Consider the following 23,747-nt stretch of genomic DNA (forward strand, 5'->3'; position numbering starts at 1 on the left):
AAGAGACGTTCACCATTAGAGAGACAGCTAAACACCCCGTATGTTTAGCTATGATATAATCAGTCGAATATGCTTTCAGGAAGGGAGGAAAGAAAGTGTCAGAGAAATTTGTGTACTATTTTGGAAAGAAAAAGGCCGAAGGCGATGCGAAGATGAAAAACCTTCTCGGTGGAAAGGGAGCCAATCTAGCTGAAATGGTTAAAATAGGAATTCCCGTCCCCCCAGGGTTCACTATCTCTGCTGAAGTCTGCAAGTACTACTATGAGCATGGTAATAAATATCCGGAAAGCCTTGAGAATGAAGTGAAAGAGGCTGTAAGACTTTTGGAAGAAGAAACCGGAAAGGGATTTGGTTCTAATGAGAGACCATTGCTCGTTTCTGTGAGGTCAGGAGCAGCAATTTCGATGCCTGGCATGATGGATACTATTCTAAATCTTGGTCTCAATGACGAGACGGTAGATGGAATGATCAAAGAATCAGGTAATCCTAGGTTCTGTTACGATGCCTACAGAAGATTTCTTCAGATGTTTGGGGATGTCGTTCTCAAGATCGAGCATTCAGAATTTGAAGGTGCGCTTTCTAGTATAAAGAAAGAGAAGGGCGTCAAACTTGATACTGAACTCGATGCAGATGATATGAAGGAAGTGGTGAAGAGATATCTTGAGGTCTATAGCAAGGCTGGAAAAGAGTTCCCACAGGATCCTTGGGAGCAGTTGTGGATGGCAACAAACGCTGTTTTCGGAAGCTGGATGAATGAAAGGGCAAAGAAGTATCGAGCGCTGAACGGAATAAAGGAGGGCGAACTCCTTGGTACAGCTGTCAATGTCGTTGCGATGGTTTTTGGGAACACCGGCGATGACAGTGGAACGGGAGTTGCGTTTACAAGAGACCCCAATACGGGAGAAAAACAGTTCTACGGTGAATATCTGCCGAATGCCCAGGGCGAAGACGTTGTTGCTGGGACAAGAACGCCCTTCCCTCTTACAAAGCTTAACGATATAAACCCCGCCGTCTACAAACAGCTTCTTGAGATTTTTGAGAAACTCGAGAACCACTACCGGGATATGCAGGATATTGAATTCACTGTTGAGCATGGAACCCTGTATCTTCTCCAGACGAGAAACGGGAAAAGGACTCCTTATGCAAGTGTGAAGATCGCTGTTGATCTTGCGGAAGAAGAGAAAATTTCAAAGGAAGAGGCGGTTATGAGAGTAACGCCTGAACACATTGAAACTCTGCTGCATCCGTACTTTACGAAGGAAACTATGGAGAGTGCAGAGCTTCTAGCTAAGGGAATTGCTGCTTCTCCCGGAGCCGCTTCAGGTGCAGTTGCTTTTGACCCAGAAACGGCTGAAAAGATGGCTAGAGAAGAAGGTAAGGCGGTTATCCTTGTCAGACCTGAGACTTCGCCTGAGGATATTGCCGGAATGGCAGCCGCTCAGGGAATTCTGACTTCTACGGGAGGTAAGACCTCACATGCGGCGGTGGTTGCGAGAGGTATGGGCAAAACCTGTATAGTAGGTTGCGAAGCTGTAGAGGTAGATCAGAAGACAAGGACAATGAGAGTAAATGGAAAGACCATAAATGAGGGCGAATGGATTAGCATTGACGGTACTTCAGGCGAAGTATTCATGGGTAAACTCGATTCAGTTAAGCCTCAGGGTCTCGAAGGACCGCTTGCGAAACTGCTTGGCTGGGCCGATGAAATCAGGAAGCTCGGTATAAGAACGAATGCCGATACTCCTAGAGATGCCAAGATTGCCAGGGAGTTCGGGGCTGAAGGAATTGGTCTCACCAGAACGGAACATATGTTCTTCCAGGAAGACAGGATTTTTGCTGTTCGTCAGATGATTACTTCCAGTACCAGAGAGCAGAGAGAAAAAGCTCTCAATAAGCTTCTTCCAATGCAAGAAGAGGATTTCTACGGAATATTCAAAGCTATGGAAGGTCTGCCCGTCACCATTAGGCTCCTGGATCCTCCACTTCATGAATTCCTTCCCAAAGAAGACGAAGATGTCAAAGAACTGGCTGAGGAGATGGGAATGACCTATGAGGAATTGAAGACAACAGTTGAAGATCTTCATGAGTTCAATCCCATGATGGGGTTCAGGGGTTGCAGACTTGCAGTTGTATACCCCGAAATTGCCGAGATGCAAACGAAAGCGATAATTGGAGCTGCTCTAAAGTTGGTTGAGGAAGGAAAGTCAGTGGTTCCAGAGATCATGATTCCGCTAATCGTTGAGCTGGAAGAGCTTAAGTTTGTAAAATCGGTGATAGTAAAAGCGGCAGACGAACTCATTTCAAAATCTGGATTGAAGCTGGATTACAAAGTAGGTACGATGATAGAAGTTCCAAGAGCTGCCCTTACTGCCGATGAAATTGCAAAAGAAGCTGAATTCTTCAGCTTTGGAACGAATGATCTTACGCAGATGACTTATGGTTTCAGTAGAGATGACTATGGAAAGTTCGTTGGACACTATATGGAAAAAGGTATTCTGGAAAACGATCCATTCCAGAAGCTTGATAGAGTGGGTGTTGGCCAGCTCGTGAAGATGGGAACTGAAAAGGGTCGCTCCAGCAGGCCAGATCTGAAGGTAGGAATATGTGGTGAACACGGCGGCGAACCTTCGTCAGTTGAGTTTTGTCACATCGTGGGTCTGAACTATGTCAGTTGTTCGCCCTACAGGGTTCCAGTAGCGAGATTGTCCGCAGCTCAAGCAGTAGTAAAGAATAGATAGTCTTCATTTTGGGCCGCGCCTGTTGGTGCGGCCTTTATTCTTTTGGAGGTAAGCCTTTCATGTCAACGTTGATCTCGGGATATATGGCACAGACAGGATTAGCCACGGTAAGCTGGGAAAACTGGGTTATGTTTGCAATTGCAGGTCTCCTGGTTTATCTAGCGGTTGCAAAAGATGCTGAACCACTTCTTCTTGTACCCATAGCGTTTGGTATGGTTATCGCCAATATTCCGCCCGAGGCTACGGGTGTCTTCACTCCTGGTACGGGTATAATGTGGATCTTACAACAGGGATTGATGTTGGGAATTTATCCACCTCTAATATTTCTGGGGATAGGAGCGGTGACGGATTTTTCTTTTGTTCTTGCAAATCCCAAGACGCTTTTTTTGGGGGCAGCTGCTCAAATTGGCATTTTTATAACATTCCTCGCAGCTAATTTGATGGGGTTCTCCCTTTCAGATGCAGCCGCCATATCGATAATTGGCGGAGCAGATGGACCGACTTCAATATACGTTGCAAGTATTCTCAAGTCTCAGTTTCTACCGATCATTGCTATAGCTTCTTACTCCTATATTGCTCTGATTCCGGTTCTTCAACCTCCCATTATGAAGCTTCTAACTACTCACAAGGAGAGAGCAATAACAATGGGCAAGAAGCTGAGAAGAGTCTCGAAGCTCGAAAGGATTGTTTTTCCAGTAGTTGCGACGATTGCGATCTCGTTGATAGTTCCTCAAGCGCTCCCACTAGTGGGAATGCTTATGTTGGGCAATCTTTTGAGAGAGAATGGGAAGACAAAGCGGCTCGTCGAGGCTTCTGGAAAATACATTTCGGACACCGTGATTATTTTGCTCTGCGTCTCCGTTGGCGCAAAAGCGGACGGTAAGATATTTCTCACGATTGAGAGTATAATGGTTTTGGCATTGGGCTGCGCCGCCTTTGTTGTTGCAACAGCTTCGGGAATTCTATTTGCAAAGTTGATGAATCTGTTCTCCGCAAACAAAGTAAATCCGTTAATAGGTGCGGCCGGGGTTTCGGCGGTCCCTACTGCCGCAAGAGTTGCCCAGAAAATTGCCTCGGAGGAAGATCCGACTAATTTTGTCTTAATGCATGCAATGGGACCGAACATAGCAGGTGTAATTGGTTCTGCAGTTGCGGCCGGAGTATTCCTTTCAATAATATGATAGCCTGGAACGGGAGGGTGTAATGGCTGTAAGAAAGCAGTACAAAGTAAATATCAATTTGGCTCTGTGCAAGAGTTGTGGAATATGCTACTGGATCTGCCCGACGAAAACGATTACTAAAGGGGAGCTTGGCAGGCCAAAAGTGGTTGATCACAAGACATGCATAGGTTGTCTGATGTGCGAGAACGCATGCCCTGACTTTGCGATTGATGTGCGGGAAGTGGAGGCGGTGAAAGAGGATGCGTGAGTTCGTTCTTCTTCAGGGTGACGAGGCATGTGCGCTTGGAGCAATCAAGGCCGGGTGCAGGTTCTTCGCAGGTTATCCAATTACTCCGGCTACTGAGATTGCCGAAACCATGGCGAGGGAGCTCCCAAAAGTTGGTGGAACCTTTATTCAGATGGAGGATGAGATTGGAAGTGCTGCTGCAATAATCGGTGCCTCTCTTGCAGGCGAAAAATCGATGACTGCAACGAGTGGACCTGGTTTTTCGCTAATGCAGGAAGCGATTGGCTATGCGGCGATGACTGAGGCTCCAACAGTAATAGTGAATGTTCAACGAGGAGGCCCCTCCACCGGTATGCCCACAAAACCGGCGCAGGGGGATATTATGCAGGCAAGATGGGGAACCCATGGAGATCACCAGATCATCGCAATCTACCCCTCAAATGTTGAAGAAGTCTATAAGTACATTATAACTGCGTTCAATTATGCTGAACTGTATAGAACACCAGTGATATTTCTAATGGACGAGATCCTTGGCCATATGCGCGAGAGTGTTTACCTCCCGTACGATTCGGAGATAATGGAAGTACAAAGAGTCGGTGAGGCCGAAATTGCAGAAGAAGATATCTTCCATCCATTTGAAGGTGACGATCAGATGATGGCAACTCCACTTGTTAGGATGGGTAAGTCGAGGTTTCATGTCTCGGGTCTGGTCCACGATGAATCGGGTTTCCCGGTTGGTTCTCCTTCCGATTCGGAAAGGCTTTTGAGAAGACTTGACAACAAGATAAGATTGCACAGCGACGAGATAGTAATATATGATGAATATATGACTGAAGATGCAGAGATACTGGTCCTCGCATATGGTTCCGTTGCCAGGAGCGCCATTAAGGCTGTGAAAATGGCAAGAGAGGATAAGATCAATGTGGGTCTTTTCAAGCCGGTTACGATTTGGCCGTTTCCCAGTACGAGGCTAAGACAGCTGCTAAAAAAGGTGAGCGCCGTGATTGTTGCTGAGATGAATCTTGGGCAAATTCTCTATGAAGTTTCTAGACTGAACAAACGAGGCGCAAAGATCGAGCATGTGAGCAAGGTCAGTGGCGAGTTGATTACTCCACAAGAAGTTCTTGATGCAATATCAAAAGTCAAGTCTGAAATAATGGATCTGTAGAACCTCAATCAGTAACGATCCTTCCTTCTTTTTGCAAACGATGTGTTAAAACTTTTGCTAATTAAGCGGCCTCTGTGGTAGAATTACAGCGAAATTACCTGCAAAAGGAGGAAATCTCAATGGAAATCCTGAAGGTCAGTTCGAAATCGAATCCGAACAAGGTAGCAGGTGCCATAGCCGGAGTTATCTCAAAGAACGAGCAAGTAGAGCTTCAGGCCATTGGCGCTGGTGCTGTGAATCAGGCTGTGAAAGCAGTTGCCATCGCTTCTAGATTCCTCAGAGAACAGGGTACGAAAGTGTACATGGTCCCTGGATTTGTGGAGATTCAGATTGGAGAAGAGATGAGAACGGGAATTACCATTAAGATTGTTTCGGAGAAAGACGAAATCAAATAATTGGGGTTCGGTAATCTCTGAAAGTGGGGGGAGGTCATTGATCTCTTCCTTTTTCATTTTGAGAGTCTCGAATAATCGAAATCAGCTTTGACAAGGAGGTTGCATGTGATCACAGTAGGTGACATGTTAGACATAGCTCTGAGAATTGAGAGTGTCGGTTATAGTTATTATCAGAAACTCAGCGAGAAAACTTCGGGCGAAGTGAAATCGTTGTTTGTAAAACTTGCCACGCAGGAAAGAGAGCATGCAGCAGTATTCAGGGAGATGTTGAAAGACGCCGACAACTCTCTAATAGCTAAAGATTGGGAAGATAATGTTGGTTATTTGAAGTCCTATGCAGAGATATCTATATTTCCACGAATTGAATCGATTGATGTTCCAGACAACATTAACAAAGCAATTAGCAGTGCAGTGGAAGTAGAAAAAGACAGTATAATATTCTATTCAGATCTTTCTTCTTTCATACCTGACTGCAAGGAACTGAAGGATATTATCGAGGAGGAACGAAGACATCTTCATGATCTAGTGAAGTTGTATGGTTCTATATAACTAATGGGATGTTTCAAGATTCGGGTGGTCGTCAGGGATATTGCTTAATTTCGATTATCTGTCCTTCATAAGGGGATTTCCGTTGATTTTATAGTCGTGCTATGTTTTTTCTCCGTTTTTCCGCTCAGCGATTTGCTGAGTAATCTATACGAAAAGATTTACTGAATGAAACAATTGGGCATCTGAGGAGAAATCTGTGTTCTTTGTGATAAAATGATCTTTGGATAAATTCTTGGGAGAGTGAGCTATATGTGCCTGGCTTTGTATGAAGAGTGGAAGATCTCTCTTTTTAATCGACACAGAGCTCTTTTTTCCCCCCGTAAAAGCCCTTTGTCTTCTTTCCGTACAGTTCAAAGGGTGATGATCAAAATCACAAAAGACATAGATTCTGCAGTTAGACCTCACGAGATATCGTGAGGTTTTTTTTTGCTATGTGGACAAATTTATATCTTGAGGAGGGATTTTGTGAGTAGTGAGAATTCAGCTTACCAGGAGGTAAGGGAACAGGAAGACAGAAGCAAGAATCTGGGTAGAGGAGGCCTTTTAGTACTCGGCCTGCAACACGCATTCACAATGTTCGGAGCAACTGTTCTTGTTCCTTATCTGACAGGCGTTCCTGTGAATGTTGCCTTATTCACGGCAGGTATAGGCACACTTCTTTTCCATCTGCTTACGAAGTGGAAGGTGCCGGTCTTTCTAGGTTCAAGCTTTGCCTACATTGCGCCAATCAATGCAGTAATTCTCTATCATGCAAATGCACCGGAAATCTATGAATCTGTTCCTGAAGCTATTGCAGCCGGATTCTCCATAACTCCGGACATGATAGCGTATGCCACAGGTGGAATACTGATTGCTGGCCTTGTTCAGGTAGCAATTGCGATGCTCATCAAGAGACTTGGAGTTAGCATGTTTGAAAAGATCTTTCCACCTGCCGTTGCGGGAACGATCATTGCAGTCATCGGTCTAAATCTCGCTCCGACTGCGATAAGCATGGCAAGTTCGAACTGGTGGATTGCAATCGTATCTCTGGGAACGGCTGTTCTTGTCAGGCTTTATGCAAAGGGTTTTACGAGATTAATCCCTGTTATGTGTGGCATTGTGGTGGGGTACGTCGTGGCTGCAATAACAGGCAATGTAACACTCGATGCAGTCAGTCAGGCGAGCTGGGTCGGCCTGCCTCAGTTTGTTCTTCCGAAGTTCTCATTCTACTCTTTGACAGTGCTTGTCCCTGTTGCTCTAGCACCCACGATTGAACACTTCGGGGATATTTTCGCAGTATCAGCTGTTGTCGGGAAGAAGTACTATGAAGATCCAGGCATTCACAGAACACTTGCCGGGGATGGAATTGCGACGGCAGTCGCGGGTTTTTTCGGAGGTCCGGCGAATACAACCTATAGTGAAAACACGGGAGTCCTTGCTATCACCAAAGTTTTCAATCCCATAGTGATGAGGATTGCTGCTGTATTCGCAATCATTCTGTCATTTGTTCCCAAAGTCGGCGCTCTTATACAGTCGATTCCTACGGCAGTGATGGGTGGAATCGAAATACTCTTGTTCGGTATGATTGCTGCAATAGGAATGAAAACGCTTATTGAGAACAGAGTTAAGGTAGATGGCAAGAATCTAATAATTATCTCCGTGATGCTAGTTGTGGGAATTGGAGGCGCGGCCATTGGAATAGGCCCTGTAAGGTTCGAAGGCATAGGTCTGGCTGCTCTAGTCGGACTACTTCTTAACGGCATTTTCGTAATGACAAAGGCTCCTGAGGAATAAAAAGAGCGGCAATTTGCAGGGGGGTGCCTGCTACTAGGCGCCGCCCTTTTTGTTATACTATCCCAAATGGGGGTGATGAAAGTGTTGAAGGGGCGAAAGGTCTATCTTAGAGAATACCGGAAGGAGGACATTGTACTGGCTCATGAATATATAAACGACTATGAAGTCAAAAGAATGCTGGTGCCAGGGATTCCTTTTCCGTTGAGACTGGAAGAGGAGGAAAAGTGGTACGATTCTCAAAGCTCTTCTAAAGACACTTATAGCTTTGCCATTGCAAAGATAGAAGACAATGAATATATCGGAGGGTGTGGCATCAACGAAGTCGACTGGAAGAATAGTGTAGTAACGCTTGGAATATTCATCGCAAAGAAGTTCTGGAACGAAGGTTATGGAACCGATGCAATGAGAATCCTTCTAAGATTCGTCTTTGAACAGATGAACATCAATAAAGCAAAATTAAATGTCTATTCATTCAACAGGAGAGCGATCAGGTCATATCAAAAATGTGGATTCAGAATCGAAGGAACCTTGAGACAGGAAATTTTCCGGGATGGATCATTCCATGACGAGATCATTATGGGTATTTTGAAGGACGAGTTTGGAAGAAACGATCAAACTTCGTTGTAAATCTCGACGAATTCCACTTCAAGCGAGAATCTCTCTCTAAGCAGCTCTCCGAGATTAATCACACCGAATCTTTCGCTTGCGTAGTGCCCTACCCAGAAGAAGTTGATACCTGTCTCTCTTGCAATCTCCCGAGTCGGTTCACCAACTTCCCCTGAAATGAAGGTGTCTGCTGTGCCTTCAAGCTCCCTCAGATTTGATGAAGAACCGCCGGATATTATGCATACTCTTCCAGCGAAATCGGAGTTCTTGAATAGGCCAACCTCTTGACGTGGGAAAATCCTACATAAGGAATTCCTCAACTCAGACACGAGAATGTTTTCCGGATGAGTTCCTATAAAGCCTACATCATATCTCTCAAGGTTGACAAGTCCTATCTCTTCAGCAATTGAATAGTTGTTGCCATATGGCTCATTGGCGTCGAGCGGCAGGTGATATCCGAACAGTGTGATGCCCGAACTCAATACTCTCTCAACCCTTTTCTTTAGATACCCTGAAAGTCTGAAGAATTCCTTCCCGAAGATTCCGTGGTGAACAAGAATAGCGTCCGCTCCGGCTGTGACCGCTTTTTCAACCAAAGCATCGCTGAAAGAGACACCAGTAACCACCTTGTTTATCTCCTTGCTTCCTTCTATTTGAATTCCATTGAAGCAATAATCGTCGAATTCTTCCGGATGTAGAACCGAATTCAGAAAACTCTCGATATCTTCAGGTTTCATAAGTGTCCTCCAACAATATTGAACTGATAGCATCGGGTTTCGATGAAATTATACCACGTCCAGAAAACAAACATAAAATGAAATATAAGCAAAAAAATGTGGCGCTTTGCGCCACTAAACGTCCACATCTCTAAACAAAGGGTTTATCTATTTGAATAGCAGCGATTCAAATTAATTATATATCATTCTTAATCACAAATTACAAAATAAACATTCAATAATATAGCATGGAAATCAAATAAAGTCAATATGTAATTGAGTTATTTCACAAGTATAATTTTACTTTGCTTTCCGGGTTTTCAAAGAGAGTTGGTTCTCAATGTTCGCCAGGTCTTTTAAACTATTGAACTGCATGGTAGACTATATAGTACGGATTCCTTACTGTGGAGGCGTTGATGTCTTACAGCCTATTCAAGTCTTATCTAAACGTTGAAGAAGCAAAGGAGATTCGAGGTTCCCTTCTTGTGATGGCCATTCCTGCTATGGCAGAAAACGTACTCCAGATGCTGCTTGGAATTTCAGATACCGCTTTCCTCGGCCATTATGACTGGAGAATTATGACCGCTGTCGGTACCGCAAATCAGGTTGTCTTCATATTTCAGGCAGTCCTAGTAGCGATTTCAACAGGTTCGATGGTGTTGCTTTCTAACAGTTATGGTGCAAACAATCACAGAAGAGTAGATTTGATTGCATGGCATGCGATCTATCTTAGCATTGCTGCTGGTTTGATTCTTTCTTTTGGGTCTTTTTTCTCTGATAGCTTGTTGTCAGTTCTCTTTCCTTCTAGCGACTCGTTGATGCAGATGAACGGAAGCAAATATCTCCAAATCATCATGGCAGGTTTCCCTGCAATGAGCATAATGATTGTTCTTGGTGCGGCTTTGAGAGGAGCGGCAGACACGAAATCGCCGCTGATAGTAGCCGCTGTTGCAAATGTACTGAATGTCTTTCTTGATTACTCAATGATCTTTGGAAAGTTTGGGTTCCCCGAGATGGGTGCCTTTGGGGCCGCACTTGCAACAGTCTTGTCGAGAGTCGTAGGTTCAGTGATAATTATTGTTTTGCTGTTTCGAAATCGAAGAATTTCGATGTCAAGGAAGCCCCGGAGATTCTCTAAGTGGCTTTTCAAAGAGATCTTTGTTCTAGGTCTTCCAGCTTCCATCGAAAACTTTGGATTCTCTCTTGGAGTTCTTGTCTTCGCAAATATCCTCTTTATTTCCGGTCCACAGGCGTATGCTGCCCACAGAATCGGTATTCAGGTAGAATCTCTCTCCTTCATGCCTGCTTGGGGTATGGGAGTTGCTATAACCGCCTTAGTCGGAATCTACAATGGTGGCAGGCAAAGAAGAATGTCGATTGGTGTAGTTAGACAGGGTTGGTTCATTGCCCTCGCAATCTCCTCTGCGATTGGATTAACCATTACGTTGTTTCCGGACCTTTTCATCTCTCTTTTCACAAATGAGCCGTCGCTCATAGAAGAGGGACGACTGCCAGTGAGAATTATCGGGCTCTTTCAGGTAGTGATGGGGACCGATTACGTGGTCACCGGGGCTTTGAGAGGCATGGGTGACACTTCTTTTCCAATGAAGACCTCGCTTGTGGCAATGTGGTTCTTGAGACTTCCTATTGGCTACGTGCTTGTAAGATATTTCGGTCTCGGTCTATTTGGTGCTTGGATAGGAATGATGGCCGATATGGCCTTCAGGACAACACTGAAGTTTATCAGGTTCTACTCTGGGAAATGGGAAAGCACGGCCGATTCAATACAGGCGCGTTCCGGCTGAGATCTCTTGTACAAAAGAAAGTTATTCATAAAAAATCTATGTGCACGGGCTTACAATCTCAAAGGTTCTTTTTATCAGAAGTGGCGATATCTTTGTTCCTAATTGGAGCTTTTGGTAAGATAATCATATGCCTTATCAGGCATAATTCGAAAGACTTACTAATACTCCGAAGGAGGTATTTCTTTGAAAGTCGTGGGAATGAAAAAGATCGTCTCACTGATTGAAAAAGGTTCATCTGTGATGATAGGAGGGTTTCTAGGTTGTGGTTCTCCAGACTCAATTATCGATGAGATCGTTAAGAACGAAATCTCTGGTTTGACTCTTGTAGCAAACGATACTGCCTTTCCAGAAACGGGGATAGGAAAACTCATTGTCAACAAGTGTGCTTCCAAGATTGTTGTCTCTCATATAGGAACAAATCCTGAGACACAACGTCAGATGATTGACGGAGAGCTGGAGGTAGAGCTTGTTCCGCAGGGTACTCTGGCCGAGAGAATTAGAGCCGGTGGTGTAGGCTTAGGAGGCGTTCTGACGCCAACAGGTGTCGGGACTGTGGTTCAGGATGGAAAAAAGGTTTTAACAGTGGATGGCAGAGATTACCTGATGGAACTTCCTCTAAGAGCCGATTTTGCTTTGGTGAAGGCCAAGAAAGCCGATTACTTCGGAAATCTGGTATTCTCTTTGACTGCAAGGAATTTCAACCCTCTGATGGTCCTAGCATGTGATACGGTGCTTGTAGAGGTTGAAGAAATCGTTCCAATTGGTTCCCTGTCGCCGGATGAAATTCATATTCCTGGAGTTTTCGTTCATTACATTGTTGTCGGAGGTAGAGTGCAATGATGGACCCAAAAGAGAGAATAGCGAGAAGAATTGGACGGGAACTGGGTGACGGAGATCTGGTAAATCTGGGGATTGGAATTCCCACCCTGGTCTCAAACTATATACCAGCGGGTATAAGGGTGTTTTTTCAATCAGAAAATGGCATCATCGGCATGGGACCCTTACCGGAAAAAGGAATGGAGAATAGAGATCTTACAAATGCCGGGGGTCAATATGTAACGGCTCTACCGGGTTCGGCAGTTTTCGACAGTGCAATGTCTTTTTCAATAATCAGAGGTGGACATCTCGACGTCACTGTCCTAGGAGGTCTTCAGGTCGATGAGCGTGGGATTCTGGCTAACTGGATGGTCCCTGGCAAAATGGTGCCAGGTATGGGCGGTGCAATGGACCTTGTTACTGGAGCTAAACGTGTTATTGTCGCCATGACACATACATCTAGGGGAAGTCCGAAAATCGTGAAACAATGCACTCTTCCCATAACTTCAAACAGACGAGTAGACCTTATTGTTACAGAGTTAGCGGTAATCGAACCCTTTGCCGGAGGGCTTATGTTGAAAGAGAAGGCAAGTGAGGTGACAGTTGACGAGGTACAATCTTTAACAGAGGCTCGGCTATTTGTCGCTGAGGATCTTAAGGACATGGTCTAGAGGTAATTTTGGAGTTTCGAGCGGCCAGAAATGCCCATTCTCTGAAGATGAAATGATGTATCATTACTATTCGTTGTCTTAGATCTACAGTGATGTTTTGTTCGAATGATTTTTCTATGAAGAATTTCGTGGACCTTGAAGGAAATAGTAACAACCGATTCACTGGCTGTACTGCAGAGAGTAGAGCAAATCTGTAGGTGCGTCTTCTTAAAAAGGTCCCGGTTCGCTCAGAAGGAAATGCAGTACAGTTCCTAAGATTACGGTTCATTGTCGCTTTTAGTTTGTTCGTATTGCGAAGTAGATTTCGCACGAAAGTCTGAGTCTCGCAGCGATTTTCGAGATTAATTGCCTATCTTTGGTTCCTATTCGGCTACAGAAAGCAGCGTTAAAGAGATGTTAGTGTGGTATATTCTCCTAGAATGTATATTCACCGTAAGGCACTTTTGGAAGGTGATTTTCTTTTCATTGTATATGATCTTCACTTTCATAATTCGGGAGGCAATATCATGAGAAAGGTATTGATTCTGGTCTTACTAAGCATGGTTCTATTCACAACTGGTCTATTTGCGGTTGTATCTGGAGACCCAGTAGTTGAGGGTCAACTACCGTTTCTTCTCACCAACGCGGGGCAGGGTCCCGGCGGCAAAATGGCAAGGCTTCTAATATGGCAGAGCGGAGCAATTGAAGACACGGATTTCGATTACAATGCAGAACCACTTAAAGAAAATCCGAACGATCTTACTGCGAGAGAATACAAGATGCTTTTCGTTATCATCGGTTCTTCTGCAAAGGGCCTTGGCGCATCGGGTATAACTATTGATGAAGAGATAGTGAGACTCAACAAGATGATAGAAGAAGCCAAGAGACTCAACATGTTTATTATTGCCGCTCACATTGAAGGAAAGGCAAGAAGGGGAAATCCCGGAAGTGCAGACGAACGGTCAATTGATGCGATTGCACCATATGCAGACTACCTAATTGTGATGAAAGAGGGAAACTTAGATGGTAAATTCACTAGGATAGCTGAAGAGAAAGATATCCCCCTCACTCTCATCGACAACACGATTGATTTCATGCAGGTAATTAAATTGATGTTCCCGGCCGAATGATGGCGTTCTAGCCAGATCGCCGCTTCTTTGGAGGAGTAAAAATGTATCTTCAGACAACGATTATCGCAATAATTATGGTTGCTACTTTTGCTCTTGCAAGCTGGAAGTTGAAATCGCCGGAGATATCCATGGTAATTACCGCCATTGTTGGTGCGTTAGTGGGTGGGTTTGGATTTCCCTCGAGGCTTCTAGTGGAGGGTATGTTTACATATTTTGATGTTGGAATGATTTTTCTAACCGCATCGATTTTTATCAATATTTACTCTGAGACAGGGGCTATGAATGCCCTGGTTCGATGGATTGTGAAGCAGTTTTACGACAGAAAGTGGCTAATGTTAGTGCTACTGGGAATATTGATGATCATTCCTGGTGCTTTGACTGGAGCGGGGAGCGTATCGATATTTGTCGTAGGAGGCCTAGTAGCTTCAGTCATGAGCTACATGGGGTTTTCGAAGAGGCGTGTGGCGGCCTTCATATACTTGTTTGCAATGCTTGCTGCCGTTTCACCTCCTATAAACCTATGGGCAATGTTGATGGCAGCTCAGGCTAACATGCCATATGTTGGTTTCAATGTGGTACTGCTTGTACCAATAGTAATTATTGCCTTGTTTACAATAGTCTATACTGGCACTAGCAAGACGCCGGAGAGAAAGAGCAAAGAACACATCCTTTCCGAACTTCCACTTCCACCTGAAGGGATGAATTGGTTCAAGATCATAACTCCTTTTGCTGTTCTGCTTGTGTTGATTCTACTATCTAAATTCGCGGCATTTTCTATTCCCGTTCTTGGCCTTCCGCTTACATTTGTGATATGTGCTTTTGTCTCTGCCATGATGGACAGGAAGAGGTGGGATGTTCGCAAATGGTTCGATGTGATGGTAAAGACTATGGATCAGGTGTTTCCGCTACTAGCAACGGTTATAAGCGTAGGTGCCCTTGTAAATATCATGACGGCAACTGGTGTCAGAGGCTTGCTTGCGATCACTTTCATTACTCTACCGATGGTTTTCATCTACATTACCGCGCTGCTTTTTGCACCTTTCGCCCAAGGAGCGCTCAGCTACGGAAGTGCAATTATCCTCGGTACGCCGATAATCTTCCTATTCAATTCGGTTGGACTGAATGTCACAGTTACTGCTGCTGCTCTCAGTCTCCTTTTCCCATTGGGCGACTGTCTGCCTCCATCGAGAATAGTGGGAAGGCTTACTGTTGAGACGGTAGGATATGAAGGCAGCTACATGTCTTTCCTCAAAGCGATAGCTATACCGTGGCTTTTCATGGGTGCTATCGGGCTGCTGATGCTTATTTTCCCCAACCAGTTAGATTTCCTTGTAGTCTATTGATGGAGGTGAGGACATGTTGGTCTTAATGGATACGATTATTCACTATTTTTACTTTGTAATGACTGGGTTCTTTGCTATCCTTCTGCTAAAGAATCTTTTCAAAAGAGAAAGGCGAAAAGGCCTTGTCTATGACATAGTCTATTCCTACGTTATCATGGTCTTCATACTAAGAGTAATCGGGATTAAGTGAGGTGTGAGATGAAGAATCCACTGTATCTAAAAATCCTATTCCTGGTTCTTTCGGGCGTACTCGGCCTTTTAGCTGGAATAGAGTTCTGGGAACTCCGGCATTACAAAGAAACGGTCGTCGTTTCAGAAGACTTCTCTGAAAAGATTATGCTTAGCCAGTATCTTCCAAGTCTCAAGAATACTTGGGGAGATACACCTATTTATATCTATGACTCCGGAGTACCGGGAGGCTCGATGCTTGTTCTCGGTGGAACCCATCCATATGAGCCGGCGACGACACTCGCAACCTACGTTATGATGGAAAACATCGACGTGACATCGGGGAAAGTCTATATAATTCCTCATGCAAATATGAGTGCCTCTACATTGGGAATGCTTGGCAACGCATACATAAAGTACTACCATATAGAGACTCCATGGGGTCAGAAGAAGTATAGAGTCGGTGACCGAGGAACTAATCCACTAGATCAGTGGCCAGACCCTTTCACCTACGTTCACTACCCATCAACCCAGAATTTGGCTTACCAGGACATCAGGAATTTGAACAGGACTTTTCCTGGAAGACCGGATGGAACGCTTACGGAGAGAATATCCTATGCGATTATGGAGTTGATTCGGAATGAGGACATTGACATTTTCTTCGATTTTCACGAGGCATCACTGATGTACCCGGTGGTAAGTACTTACGTGGCACACGACAGGTCAATGGATATTGCCATGATGGCCGCAATGATGCTAAGCGCCACTCAGTTCCCGATGAAGTGCGAGGCCTCGCCAAAAAACTTGAGAGGTCTGACACACAGAGAAGTGGGCGACTTCAGCAATACGTTGGCAATATTGATGGAGACGCCCGAAGCCTTTATCGACAGAGTCGTTGGGCGCATGTCAGAGGAACTTATGCTAGAGGGTAAAGATGAATTCCTTCAGACAGCTGCAGAAAAGGGTCTAGTTTACTGCGATTACGACATATATGAAGGTTTTCCGGATGCTCTTGGAAACATGATTATTGGTACACCGATGGATTACAGAGTCGGTAGGCACCTATCAGGAACGCTAGAGGCCTTGAACTGGATGAATCAGTTCTTCCCTGACAAGGCAATTAGCGTGACTTTTCCAAACTACGTCGATGTTATGAGTAATGGGTCGGGGTACTATCTACATGATCCAAGCAAAGCCGACCCATCCAGAGTCTTCCAGAACTGAAAGTCTGAAGATCAACTGATACAGGAAGGCACCACAATCCTTTTTCTAGGGGGCAAAACGTGAAATTGAAGCTGAAAGCGTTCCTGGTACTTGTGATTTTGCTGGTCTTCTTGAGTAGTACCGCGCTTACCTGTACCATACTTGCCGTTGGCAAGGATGCATCGGTGGATGGTTCGACAATTGTTACCCACAACGACGATTCCAGTTCGGCCGACTTCAGGCTGTGGATAATCCCGGCTACAGACTGGCCGGAAGGTTCGATGAGAGATATCGTGATCGATTCTCACAACTACATTGATTACGGTGGCTTTCCCTTCGTTGATGTTGGTGACAAGGGAGTAGTTGTGGGACAGATTCCTCAGGTGGAGCATACCTACCAGTATTTCCACTCCAGGTACTCGTTTATCAACGAAATGGGAGTTGCAATGGGTGAGTCCACTGCCGGAGGCAGAAGGGAACTGAGAGAGGTCAGAGGTTGGATCGACTGCTGGACGGCTCAGGATATCGCCCTGGAGAGGGCCTCCACGGCAAGAGAAGCGGTCAGAATCATGGGGGATCTTGTCGAGCAGTACGGCTGGTACGGTTCAGGCGAGATAATGAACGTAACTGATGGAGATGAGGTCTGGATAGCCGAATTCTACGGACGTGATCTCTGGGTTGCAGTGAGGATGCCGGACGACTGTGTTTTCGTCGGTGCAAACACGATGAGAATTCGAGATCTCGATTTTGAAGCCACTGAAAATGTGATGTACTCCCCGAATCTTATTTCTTATGCGATTGAACAGGGATGGTACGATCCGAATTCCGGAGAACCCTTCAGACCGGCAGATGTTTATGCCCAGAGGAGCAGCGGAAACATTCGCGAATGGAGAGCATTCAGCTTGATGGCTCCATCCATGGGGTACGAGTACCTAGATGTCCACTACCCTCTCTGGATAAAACCCGATAAGAAACTTTCCGTTTGGGACATTTTCACAATTTCTGGAGATTGGTACGAAGGAACGGAATTCGGCCTGACTAAAGGAATTGGTGCCGGGCCTTTTGGCGATCCATTTGCAAGCTACAGAGTCGGAGGAAGGCAGAGACCCATAGGTATCTACTTGAGTTGTTACGTTCAGATCAGTCAGATCAAGAACTGGTTGCCGCCTGAAATTGGATCAGTAGTATGGTTTGGATATGGTGGAGGCGGCGCACAGTACCATACTCCTCTTTGGCCGGCAATGTCTGAGCTGCCAGAGTTCTATCAGGTTGGCTCGAGATATGAAGACTTCAGAAGAGATTCTGGATGGTGGACAAGTACATATGTTCAGGAAATGACAGGGCTGAGATTCAAAGATGCAATCGTCGATTTAAGAAACTTCAGGGATCTAAAGATGCAGGCAGTGTATCAGACGTTGCCAAAGATTCAAGAATACGCCACAGAACTATACGAGACCGATAACGATGCCGCGCTTGCTATCATAAGTGATTATGCGTACAACACGACGGTTGCATGGCAGGCCAGCAGCTTAAGTTCGGAGATTACTTGGTGGGCAACTACTGTGCAGACAGGATTAACTTTGGAACAGGTCTGCCAAAAGAATGGGGCGAACTTCTGGACTCTTTGAACAACTAGAATCCAAAAACCCTTTCTTGTTCAGTGAATCTATACGGGAGGTGGGATCAGTCAGACAGCGTAGTAGTAATGTTTCAAAAGCAACAACAAATCTAATCTAGATGGGGTGATGTACTCTTATGAAGAAAGTTTTAATAATTCTGATTGTGGCATTGATAAGTTTCGCAAGTGCAGCCGTTGCATGTACTATCCTTGGGGTTGGCAAGGATGCAATGGTTAATGGTTCAACTATCATTACACACAACGATGATTCAACCAGTGCGGATTTCCGTCTGTGGATTATCCCTGCGATGGATTGGCCGGAAGGTTCAATGAGAGATATCGTGCTCGATTCTCACAACTACATCGATTACGGCAACTATCCCGAAGTGAACATTGGTTCGAAGGGGACTCTCATAGGACAGATTCCTCAGGTTCCTCACACCTATCAGTACTTCCACTCAAGATACTCCTTCATGAACGAGAAAGGAGTTGCCGTAAGTGAATCAACATTTGGTATAGACACCAGTACCGATTATGGCAAGGAAGTAAGAAAGGTTCTCTGGACGGACTCTAAGGGAATCATTGACTGCTGGACGGCACATGATATTGCTCTCGAGAGAGCCGCGACCGCGAGAGAAGCTGTAAGGATCATGGGTGATCTCGTCGAGCAGTATGGATGGAGCACGGTTGGTGGCGGCGGAGAGACAATGACCGTTGCCGACGGCGAAGAGACCTGGATCGTTGAGTTCTACGGAAGAGATATTTGGGCTGGTGTAAGGATTCCAAGTGACCACTTCACAGTTGCAGCAAATAGAGCAAGAATCATGGAAGTAGATCTCGAAGACACAGAAAACGTTATGGCTTCCCCGAACATAGTATCCTTTGCCGTGGAACAGGGATGGTATGATCCTAACTCAGGCAAGCCATTCAACATAGCCGAGATTTACGCTCCGAACGACAGCCTTTACGCAACAAGAAGAGAGTGGAGAGCATTCGACCTCGCAGCTCCTTCTCTGGGACTCAGCCCACACGACTTGAGATTCCCGCTTTCTGTTAAGCCCGACAGACTTCTCACCGTAAATGATATCTTTGCGATCAAGGGTGATTACTATCAGGGAACGGATTACGACCTGACAGCTGGACTGGCTGCGGGCCCCTGGGGAGATCCTCTAAGATATGCCAATACTGGTAAGACGGGTTCTTGGGAGAGAAGTATCAATATGCACAGAACCTGCTATGTCCACATAGGCGAGACAAACTCTGCCTATGCAGAACCATTTAAAGGAATCAGTTGGTTCGGTTACGGCGCACCCGATACAAGCTACATAGTTCCATTGTGGCCGATAATGAGAGAGCTTCCCAAGTTCTACGAGACCGGTAGTAGATTCGAAGAGTTCAGAAGAGACTCCGGTTGGTGGGTCAACTCTTATGTGCAGCAGATGGCCGAACTTCACTATAACCTTGCGATCCAGGATATCAGGAACTACAGGGATCCTAAACTGGAAGTTCTCTACAAGGTTACACCGGAAGTTCAGAAGATAGCTACTGATATGTATGAGACGGATCCAGAAGCTGCCATAGATTTCGTCTCCAACTATGCTTTCATGAACGCGGTTGCATGGCACGAAGAATGGAAACTTCTTGGTGACAGGCTTCTTGGAAACTACGCACTCGGATATGTCAATTTCAAATCCTCACCATATCCCGATTGGTGGAACGAAGCAATCGGTTATGGTTTCCCAGAGAGATAGTTGTATTTCTCTGAATTCAGAGGCGGCCGTTTCGGCCGCTTCTTTTTTGTGTTTCAGATCTCCCAAATCATCAGTATTTCTTTCGTTGCTTTTGAGCAAGACTAAAGAGCGACGGAAAAATCGGTTGATCACGAAGGCGTAATTCTAGAGTCTTCAGGATCGAAAGCATGCTCCTTTCACTATACAAAACTCCACTAAGTTGTGATAACATCTGTCAGTATAGAAGTCAAACCCGAAAGGAGTGGCAAAGGTGCAGAACATAGAGAAGATCATCGATCTAGTTGAAGAGCTTTTCGATGAACTTGAGAATGCTGATGTCCAGGAGCTTACCGAGGCTCTGCCGGATATGGAACAGGATGAAGTGACGGAATTAAGATCAAGCATTGAAGACTGGGTTGATGGACTTGACGAGATCATTGCACGTCTACCCGAGCTTCAAGCATCGATCCTCGAACTGAAAGGTGATCTTGAAAGGCTCAACGATTCAGTTGTGGAGATGGAAGAGGATTTCGAGGAGGACTGAATTAGATTCATTTTTGGGGGGTTCAATTGCCCCCTTTTCTCTTTTACATAATGGGTGTTTTGCTTGTAGGGGGTTTAGGAGTCAGCATCTGTTACCATTACGGCTTCAGACAGTTCCTTCAGTAAGGGGGAGTCGAAGAATCTGTGTATTACATACTTTACAAGGAGTTGTTGAGGAACGAATCTATCGAGTTTTTCGCCTAAGAGTTCGTACAGTTTCTTTAGCTCATTTGGGTTTTCTCTGAGATAGGTTGAGAGAATCCCTTTGATTTCATTTTCTTCCATTCTTGAAATCGCGAGCAACATTTCGTGTAGCTCATCGATATCGATTCCGTCCTTAACTATTACGCTGTGCCAGCTAGAGCTAATCTTCTTGATACCGGAAACTGCCTTTATGCACAGAGAGAGAAAGATGTTTGACATATCGCCCGCGAAGGTTTCGATTATTACACTTTTTCTTGAGTTTCGAAGAGAAATTGAAATAGATGATGCCCTGTGATTATCGATGAAGTCAAGAAGCGTTTGTGAAGCGTCCTGTGAGAGAACTACTCCATCAGGAATCTTTATCTCTGCCAGAGAAGACTTTATGGCCCTTGCGAACTCCTTTGTCATCAACGAACTGCTTCCAAACCAAGAAGGCGGTTTGCCGCTGTCACCTAAAACAACATGAACTGTCTTCCTGGCAGGACTGACTTCTTTTACAAGGAATGATCTTCCCCCGAGAAGAAAACTGACTTCATCGTCAGAGGAAGTGCTAAGAACTGCAGGGTGAATCTTTCCAATTTCGTGTCCGTTGAAAATAACGGAGTAATCAAATCCCCCGGGAAAGAGGACAACAAAGTCCATCTTTTCCTTTCCGCTTCCGATCATCTCGGCGGTAGCAGCCCCCGAAGTTATCGCATTTCCTCTTCTTGCCAGGAAGGATTCCTTAACGAGGTGATCCAAAACGATTTCGAAATCCGCGCTGCCGATTTGTCGGAAAGGGAAGGCTCTCTTGAGCACTGTAAGATCTTCCTTGCACAAAGAACCGGCAGTCTTGGTTAGGCCGATCAACTGATGGCCCAGCAAAGGAAGATGAAAACTGCTAGGCTTGAGTAGCTCAACGGATCCTTCTTCTAGCATATCGAGTATTCCCAGAAGATTATAGAGACTTTGAGGATCCTCTATGAAAACGGATATTGTGGATTTGTTCTTCTTTCTTCCGGCACGGCCAGCTCTTTGAAGGAATGAAGCCGCTGATGGAGGTATCTCAAGAAAGATCACCCTATCTATATCGCCTATGTCTATGCCCATTTCCAGCGTCGAAGTGGCTACAATAGCCCTCAGTTTCTTGTCCCTCTTAAACTCCTCCTCAATCTCTACCCTTAAGCTCTTTGATACGGAACTGTGGTGAACCGGGATAGCCAGTCCTAACGCTTTTGCAGAAGCTGCAAAATCCTCGGCTTTCGCTCGCGAGTAAGAAAAGAGTAGAATCTTGTCGTCAGTCTCCTCAAGGAGCCTTGCGAGGTATTCGGCTGGAGAGATCTCTCCTTCCGTGAGAACCTCAATGGTTCTCTTGCTCTTACTGTCGTCAGTTACTATTTCGGATTCTCTGTTTGAGCTCCCACTAAGCCATTCCATAAGGAGTTCAGGGTTTCCAACAGTTGCGGACATTGCAATTCTCTGTTGATCAATGCCAGAGAGAATCTTAATTCTCTCCATTAAAGAAGCAAGCTGAGCGCCTCTTGGAGAATCGATGAAAGCATGCACCTCATCTATTATCACGAATTCTACCTTTGAAAGCAAATCTATATTCTCACTCAAAAAGATACCTTCAACTGATTCAGGTGTCGTTACGAGTATGGAGGCCTCCTTCGCAGTAGAGAACTTCTCTGATTTTGTGAGATCACCGTGCCACTTCCCCACTACCATACCAAAAGGTCTCAGAATGAGTTCAAGTCGAGAAGCCACGTCGTTGATCAAAGATTTCAGTGGAGCGAAGTAAATGCATTTCAGACCAGCCGAAAGCTCAAGTAGTCTATTAACTACGGGTATCATTACTGCTTCCGTTTTTCCTGAGGCCGTACCCGCAATCAGCAACAAGTTCTTTCCATCCAGCACAGGGGGAATAGTTTTGCTCTGAATCTCTCTCAAGCTCTGCCAGCGATATCTATAAGAGAAGAGATCCACAAGCTTCTGATTTAGTCTGGGATCAATCACCAAAGTTGATCAGCAGCTTTAACTGAATCTGCGTCTCCATTTCCTTCTTGTCCTTTGCCTTGCCTGAGAGAATCGAGGAACTCTACGGTGAGCTTGGCAACTTCTCTAACGGAGGGTCTGAGTTTTCCATCAATTCCTGTGTACTGCTTAACCAGGGACTGCAGTGTGGTCTCTTCGAAGGACGAGTCTGCAGTGTATGAATAGCAGCTGGCGTAAAGCGTCTTTAACCGCCTGATCAGCTGTCTCAAATCTTCTTTTCCCAACGGTTCTAGATTCAGGATAATGGTCTTTCCACTATTATCCCCGGAGATGTTTTTCATCCTGTCGTAAAGCGCATGGTAGGATGCGATTCCTCTATGCTTGTTTTCGAACCAAACATCTGTTCCAAGCCACAAAAAGTAAGTCTTTTGGAGGAACCCCGCAGACATCTTGTCGATGATTTCCCTTAGTTGATTGAAGGTCCTATCCCTTACATCTCTTCTTCTGTTCATTGTGGATTCGAGCTCATCCATTATTATTACCAGCCCTGGGACCTGTAAAGTATCCATCAAAGAAGTGAAAGACTTCAGGAAGTTCCAACCATCATCCTGGAGAAAATGGTATATGCCGTGTTTTTTCATCGTTCTTTTGTCAACACTATCTCCAACGAGATACGCATAAAACTCTTCACCAGGGGCTCCCTGTCCAGCGCTTGCCACATATGCGGCGCAGAAATGAGAAAACATGCCATCGGGGTCATAATTGTCTCTCGTTGATAGGTATTCTCTCACTGAGTTCACATCGTCAGACGGAATTCTCAGTTCCTCAAGCTCGCCGAGCGTCTTTTCGGCCCAGGCCCTGAGGAATATCTTCAAAGGATTCCCGTTTATTCCCACCATTGTCATGTTCTTCATTATTGATCTAAAGAATTCGTCCTGTTTGTGTAGTGTGTCGTAATCCTTTTCGGAAAGGCAGGATATCATCATTCCTTTTTCCCTGGACACGTATTCCGCGTATCTGGCAAGAGTTGTCTTTCCCAGTCCGTATTCTCCCAGAAAGACTCTCACCTTGCTTCTCCCAGTCAGAATGTAGTTGATATCGTTCTCAATCTCTTGAACGTATTTTTCTCGGCCTGTGAGTATCTCGGTGACGAAATCAACCGGGACGGCAGTTCCGGCTCTTATGGCCTCAAACATCGGATGGTAATCCAC

General features: G+C 45.2%; 21 protein-coding genes. 18 read left to right on the forward strand and 3 right to left on the reverse strand.

Features of this window, described 5'->3' with window-relative positions:
• Positions 1–95 precede the first annotated feature (95 nt).
• The 8 genes from ppdK (at position 96) to Y696_RS02685 (ending at position 8,657) form a co-directional block, all read left to right on the forward strand.
• Positions 96–2,738, forward strand: coding sequence for a pyruvate, phosphate dikinase (gene ppdK / locus Y696_RS02650; RefSeq protein ID WP_099771912.1), 2,643 nt, complete (start codon positions 96–98; stop codon positions 2,736–2,738).
• A 59-nt stretch (positions 2,739–2,797) separates the two neighbouring features.
• Positions 2,798–3,919 (forward strand): sodium ion-translocating decarboxylase subunit beta, encoded by a 1,122-nt coding sequence (locus tag Y696_RS02655; protein WP_014730316.1) that lies wholly within the window; start codon positions 2,798–2,800, stop codon positions 3,917–3,919.
• Between the two features lie 22 nt (positions 3,920–3,941).
• Positions 3,942–4,166, forward strand: coding sequence for a ferredoxin family protein (locus tag Y696_RS02660; RefSeq protein WP_014730317.1), 225 nt, complete (start codon positions 3,942–3,944; stop codon positions 4,164–4,166).
• Entirely contained in the window at positions 4,159–5,313 is a 1,155-nt protein-coding gene (locus Y696_RS02665; RefSeq protein ID WP_014730318.1) for a 2-oxoacid:acceptor oxidoreductase subunit alpha, read from the forward strand. The genes Y696_RS02660 and Y696_RS02665 overlap by 8 nt, the downstream gene beginning before the upstream one ends.
• A gap of 119 nt (positions 5,314–5,432) precedes the next feature.
• Complete coding sequence (locus Y696_RS02670; protein WP_006492095.1) at positions 5,433–5,708, forward strand: stage V sporulation protein S; 276 nt, start codon at positions 5,433–5,435, stop codon at positions 5,706–5,708.
• 105 nt (positions 5,709–5,813) lie between these two features.
• Positions 5,814–6,257, forward strand: coding sequence for a ferritin family protein (locus tag Y696_RS02675; protein WP_099771913.1), 444 nt, complete (start codon positions 5,814–5,816; stop codon positions 6,255–6,257).
• A gap of 465 nt (positions 6,258–6,722) precedes the next feature.
• On the forward strand, positions 6,723–8,030 hold the full coding sequence (locus Y696_RS02680; protein ID WP_099771914.1) for a uracil-xanthine permease family protein: 1,308 nt from the start codon (positions 6,723–6,725) through the stop codon (positions 8,028–8,030).
• An 81-nt stretch (positions 8,031–8,111) separates the two neighbouring features.
• Positions 8,112–8,657 carry a GNAT family N-acetyltransferase gene (locus tag Y696_RS02685; RefSeq protein WP_099771915.1) on the forward strand — a complete coding sequence of 182 codons (546 nt, stop codon included), beginning with the start codon at positions 8,112–8,114 and terminating at the stop codon, positions 8,655–8,657.
• Here Y696_RS02685 and Y696_RS02690 read toward each other — a convergent pair.
• The gene (locus Y696_RS02690) at positions 8,642–9,373 is read right to left on the reverse strand and encodes a Nif3-like dinuclear metal center hexameric protein (protein WP_099771916.1); all 732 of its coding nucleotides are present in this window, start codon (positions 9,371–9,373) and stop codon (positions 8,642–8,644) included. The two genes, Y696_RS02685 and Y696_RS02690, sit on opposite strands and share 16 nt — an antisense overlap.
• 395 nt (positions 9,374–9,768) lie before the next feature.
• On the opposite strand from Y696_RS02690, the gene Y696_RS02695 reads away from it, so the two are divergent.
• From Y696_RS02695 to Y696_RS02735, 10 genes are all read left to right on the forward strand, one after another.
• Positions 9,769–11,157 carry an MATE family efflux transporter gene (locus Y696_RS02695; protein WP_099771917.1) on the forward strand — a complete coding sequence of 463 codons (1,389 nt, stop codon included), beginning with the start codon at positions 9,769–9,771 and terminating at the stop codon, positions 11,155–11,157.
• A gap of 183 nt (positions 11,158–11,340) precedes the next feature.
• On the forward strand, positions 11,341–11,997 hold the full coding sequence (locus tag Y696_RS02700; RefSeq protein WP_006492104.1) for a CoA transferase subunit A: 657 nt from the start codon (positions 11,341–11,343) through the stop codon (positions 11,995–11,997).
• The gene (locus Y696_RS02705; RefSeq protein ID WP_099771918.1) at positions 11,994–12,644 is read left to right on the forward strand and encodes a 3-oxoacid CoA-transferase subunit B; all 651 of its coding nucleotides are present in this window, start codon (positions 11,994–11,996) and stop codon (positions 12,642–12,644) included. Before Y696_RS02700 ends, Y696_RS02705 begins: the two co-directional genes overlap by 4 nt.
• A gap of 506 nt (positions 12,645–13,150) precedes the next feature.
• On the forward strand, positions 13,151–13,753 hold the full coding sequence (locus Y696_RS02710) for a DUF6305 family protein (RefSeq protein ID WP_099772282.1): 603 nt from the start codon (positions 13,151–13,153) through the stop codon (positions 13,751–13,753).
• 41 nt (positions 13,754–13,794) lie between these two features.
• Positions 13,795–15,096, forward strand: a complete 1,302-nt coding sequence (locus tag Y696_RS02715) for a citrate transporter (RefSeq protein WP_099771919.1) — start codon at positions 13,795–13,797, stop codon at positions 15,094–15,096.
• A 13-nt stretch (positions 15,097–15,109) separates the two neighbouring features.
• Positions 15,110–15,286, forward strand: coding sequence for a hypothetical protein (locus Y696_RS14000; protein WP_006492111.1), 177 nt, complete (start codon positions 15,110–15,112; stop codon positions 15,284–15,286).
• A gap of 8 nt (positions 15,287–15,294) precedes the next feature.
• A complete protein-coding gene (locus Y696_RS02720; protein ID WP_014730325.1) occupies positions 15,295–16,488 on the forward strand; it encodes a succinylglutamate desuccinylase/aspartoacylase family protein in 1,194 nt (397 codons plus the stop codon).
• A 59-nt stretch (positions 16,489–16,547) separates the two neighbouring features.
• Positions 16,548–18,095, forward strand: coding sequence for a dipeptidase (locus Y696_RS02725; RefSeq protein ID WP_257211953.1), 1,548 nt, complete (start codon positions 16,548–16,550; stop codon positions 18,093–18,095).
• A 127-nt stretch (positions 18,096–18,222) separates the two neighbouring features.
• Positions 18,223–19,836, forward strand: coding sequence for a dipeptidase (locus Y696_RS02730; protein ID WP_099771920.1), 1,614 nt, complete (start codon positions 18,223–18,225; stop codon positions 19,834–19,836).
• A 250-nt stretch (positions 19,837–20,086) separates the two neighbouring features.
• On the forward strand, positions 20,087–20,359 hold the full coding sequence (locus Y696_RS02735) for a hypothetical protein (RefSeq protein WP_006492119.1): 273 nt from the start codon (positions 20,087–20,089) through the stop codon (positions 20,357–20,359).
• Positions 20,360–20,433: 74 nt separating this feature from the next.
• Here Y696_RS02735 and Y696_RS02740 read toward each other — a convergent pair whose 3' ends face one another.
• Together Y696_RS02740 and Y696_RS02745 are read right to left on the reverse strand one after the other, a co-directional pair.
• Entirely contained in the window at positions 20,434–22,557 is a 2,124-nt protein-coding gene (locus Y696_RS02740) for a DEAD/DEAH box helicase (RefSeq protein ID WP_099772283.1), read from the reverse strand.
• The gene (locus Y696_RS02745; RefSeq protein WP_014730329.1) at positions 22,554–23,747 is read right to left on the reverse strand and encodes a BREX system ATP-binding domain-containing protein; all 1,194 of its coding nucleotides are present in this window, start codon (positions 23,745–23,747) and stop codon (positions 22,554–22,556) included. Before Y696_RS02745 ends, Y696_RS02740 begins: the two co-directional genes overlap by 4 nt.

It is taken from the genome of Mesotoga sp. H07pep.5.4, assembly GCF_003664935.1.
GTDB classification, from domain to species: Bacteria; Thermotogota; Thermotogae; order Petrotogales; family Kosmotogaceae; genus Mesotoga; species Mesotoga prima.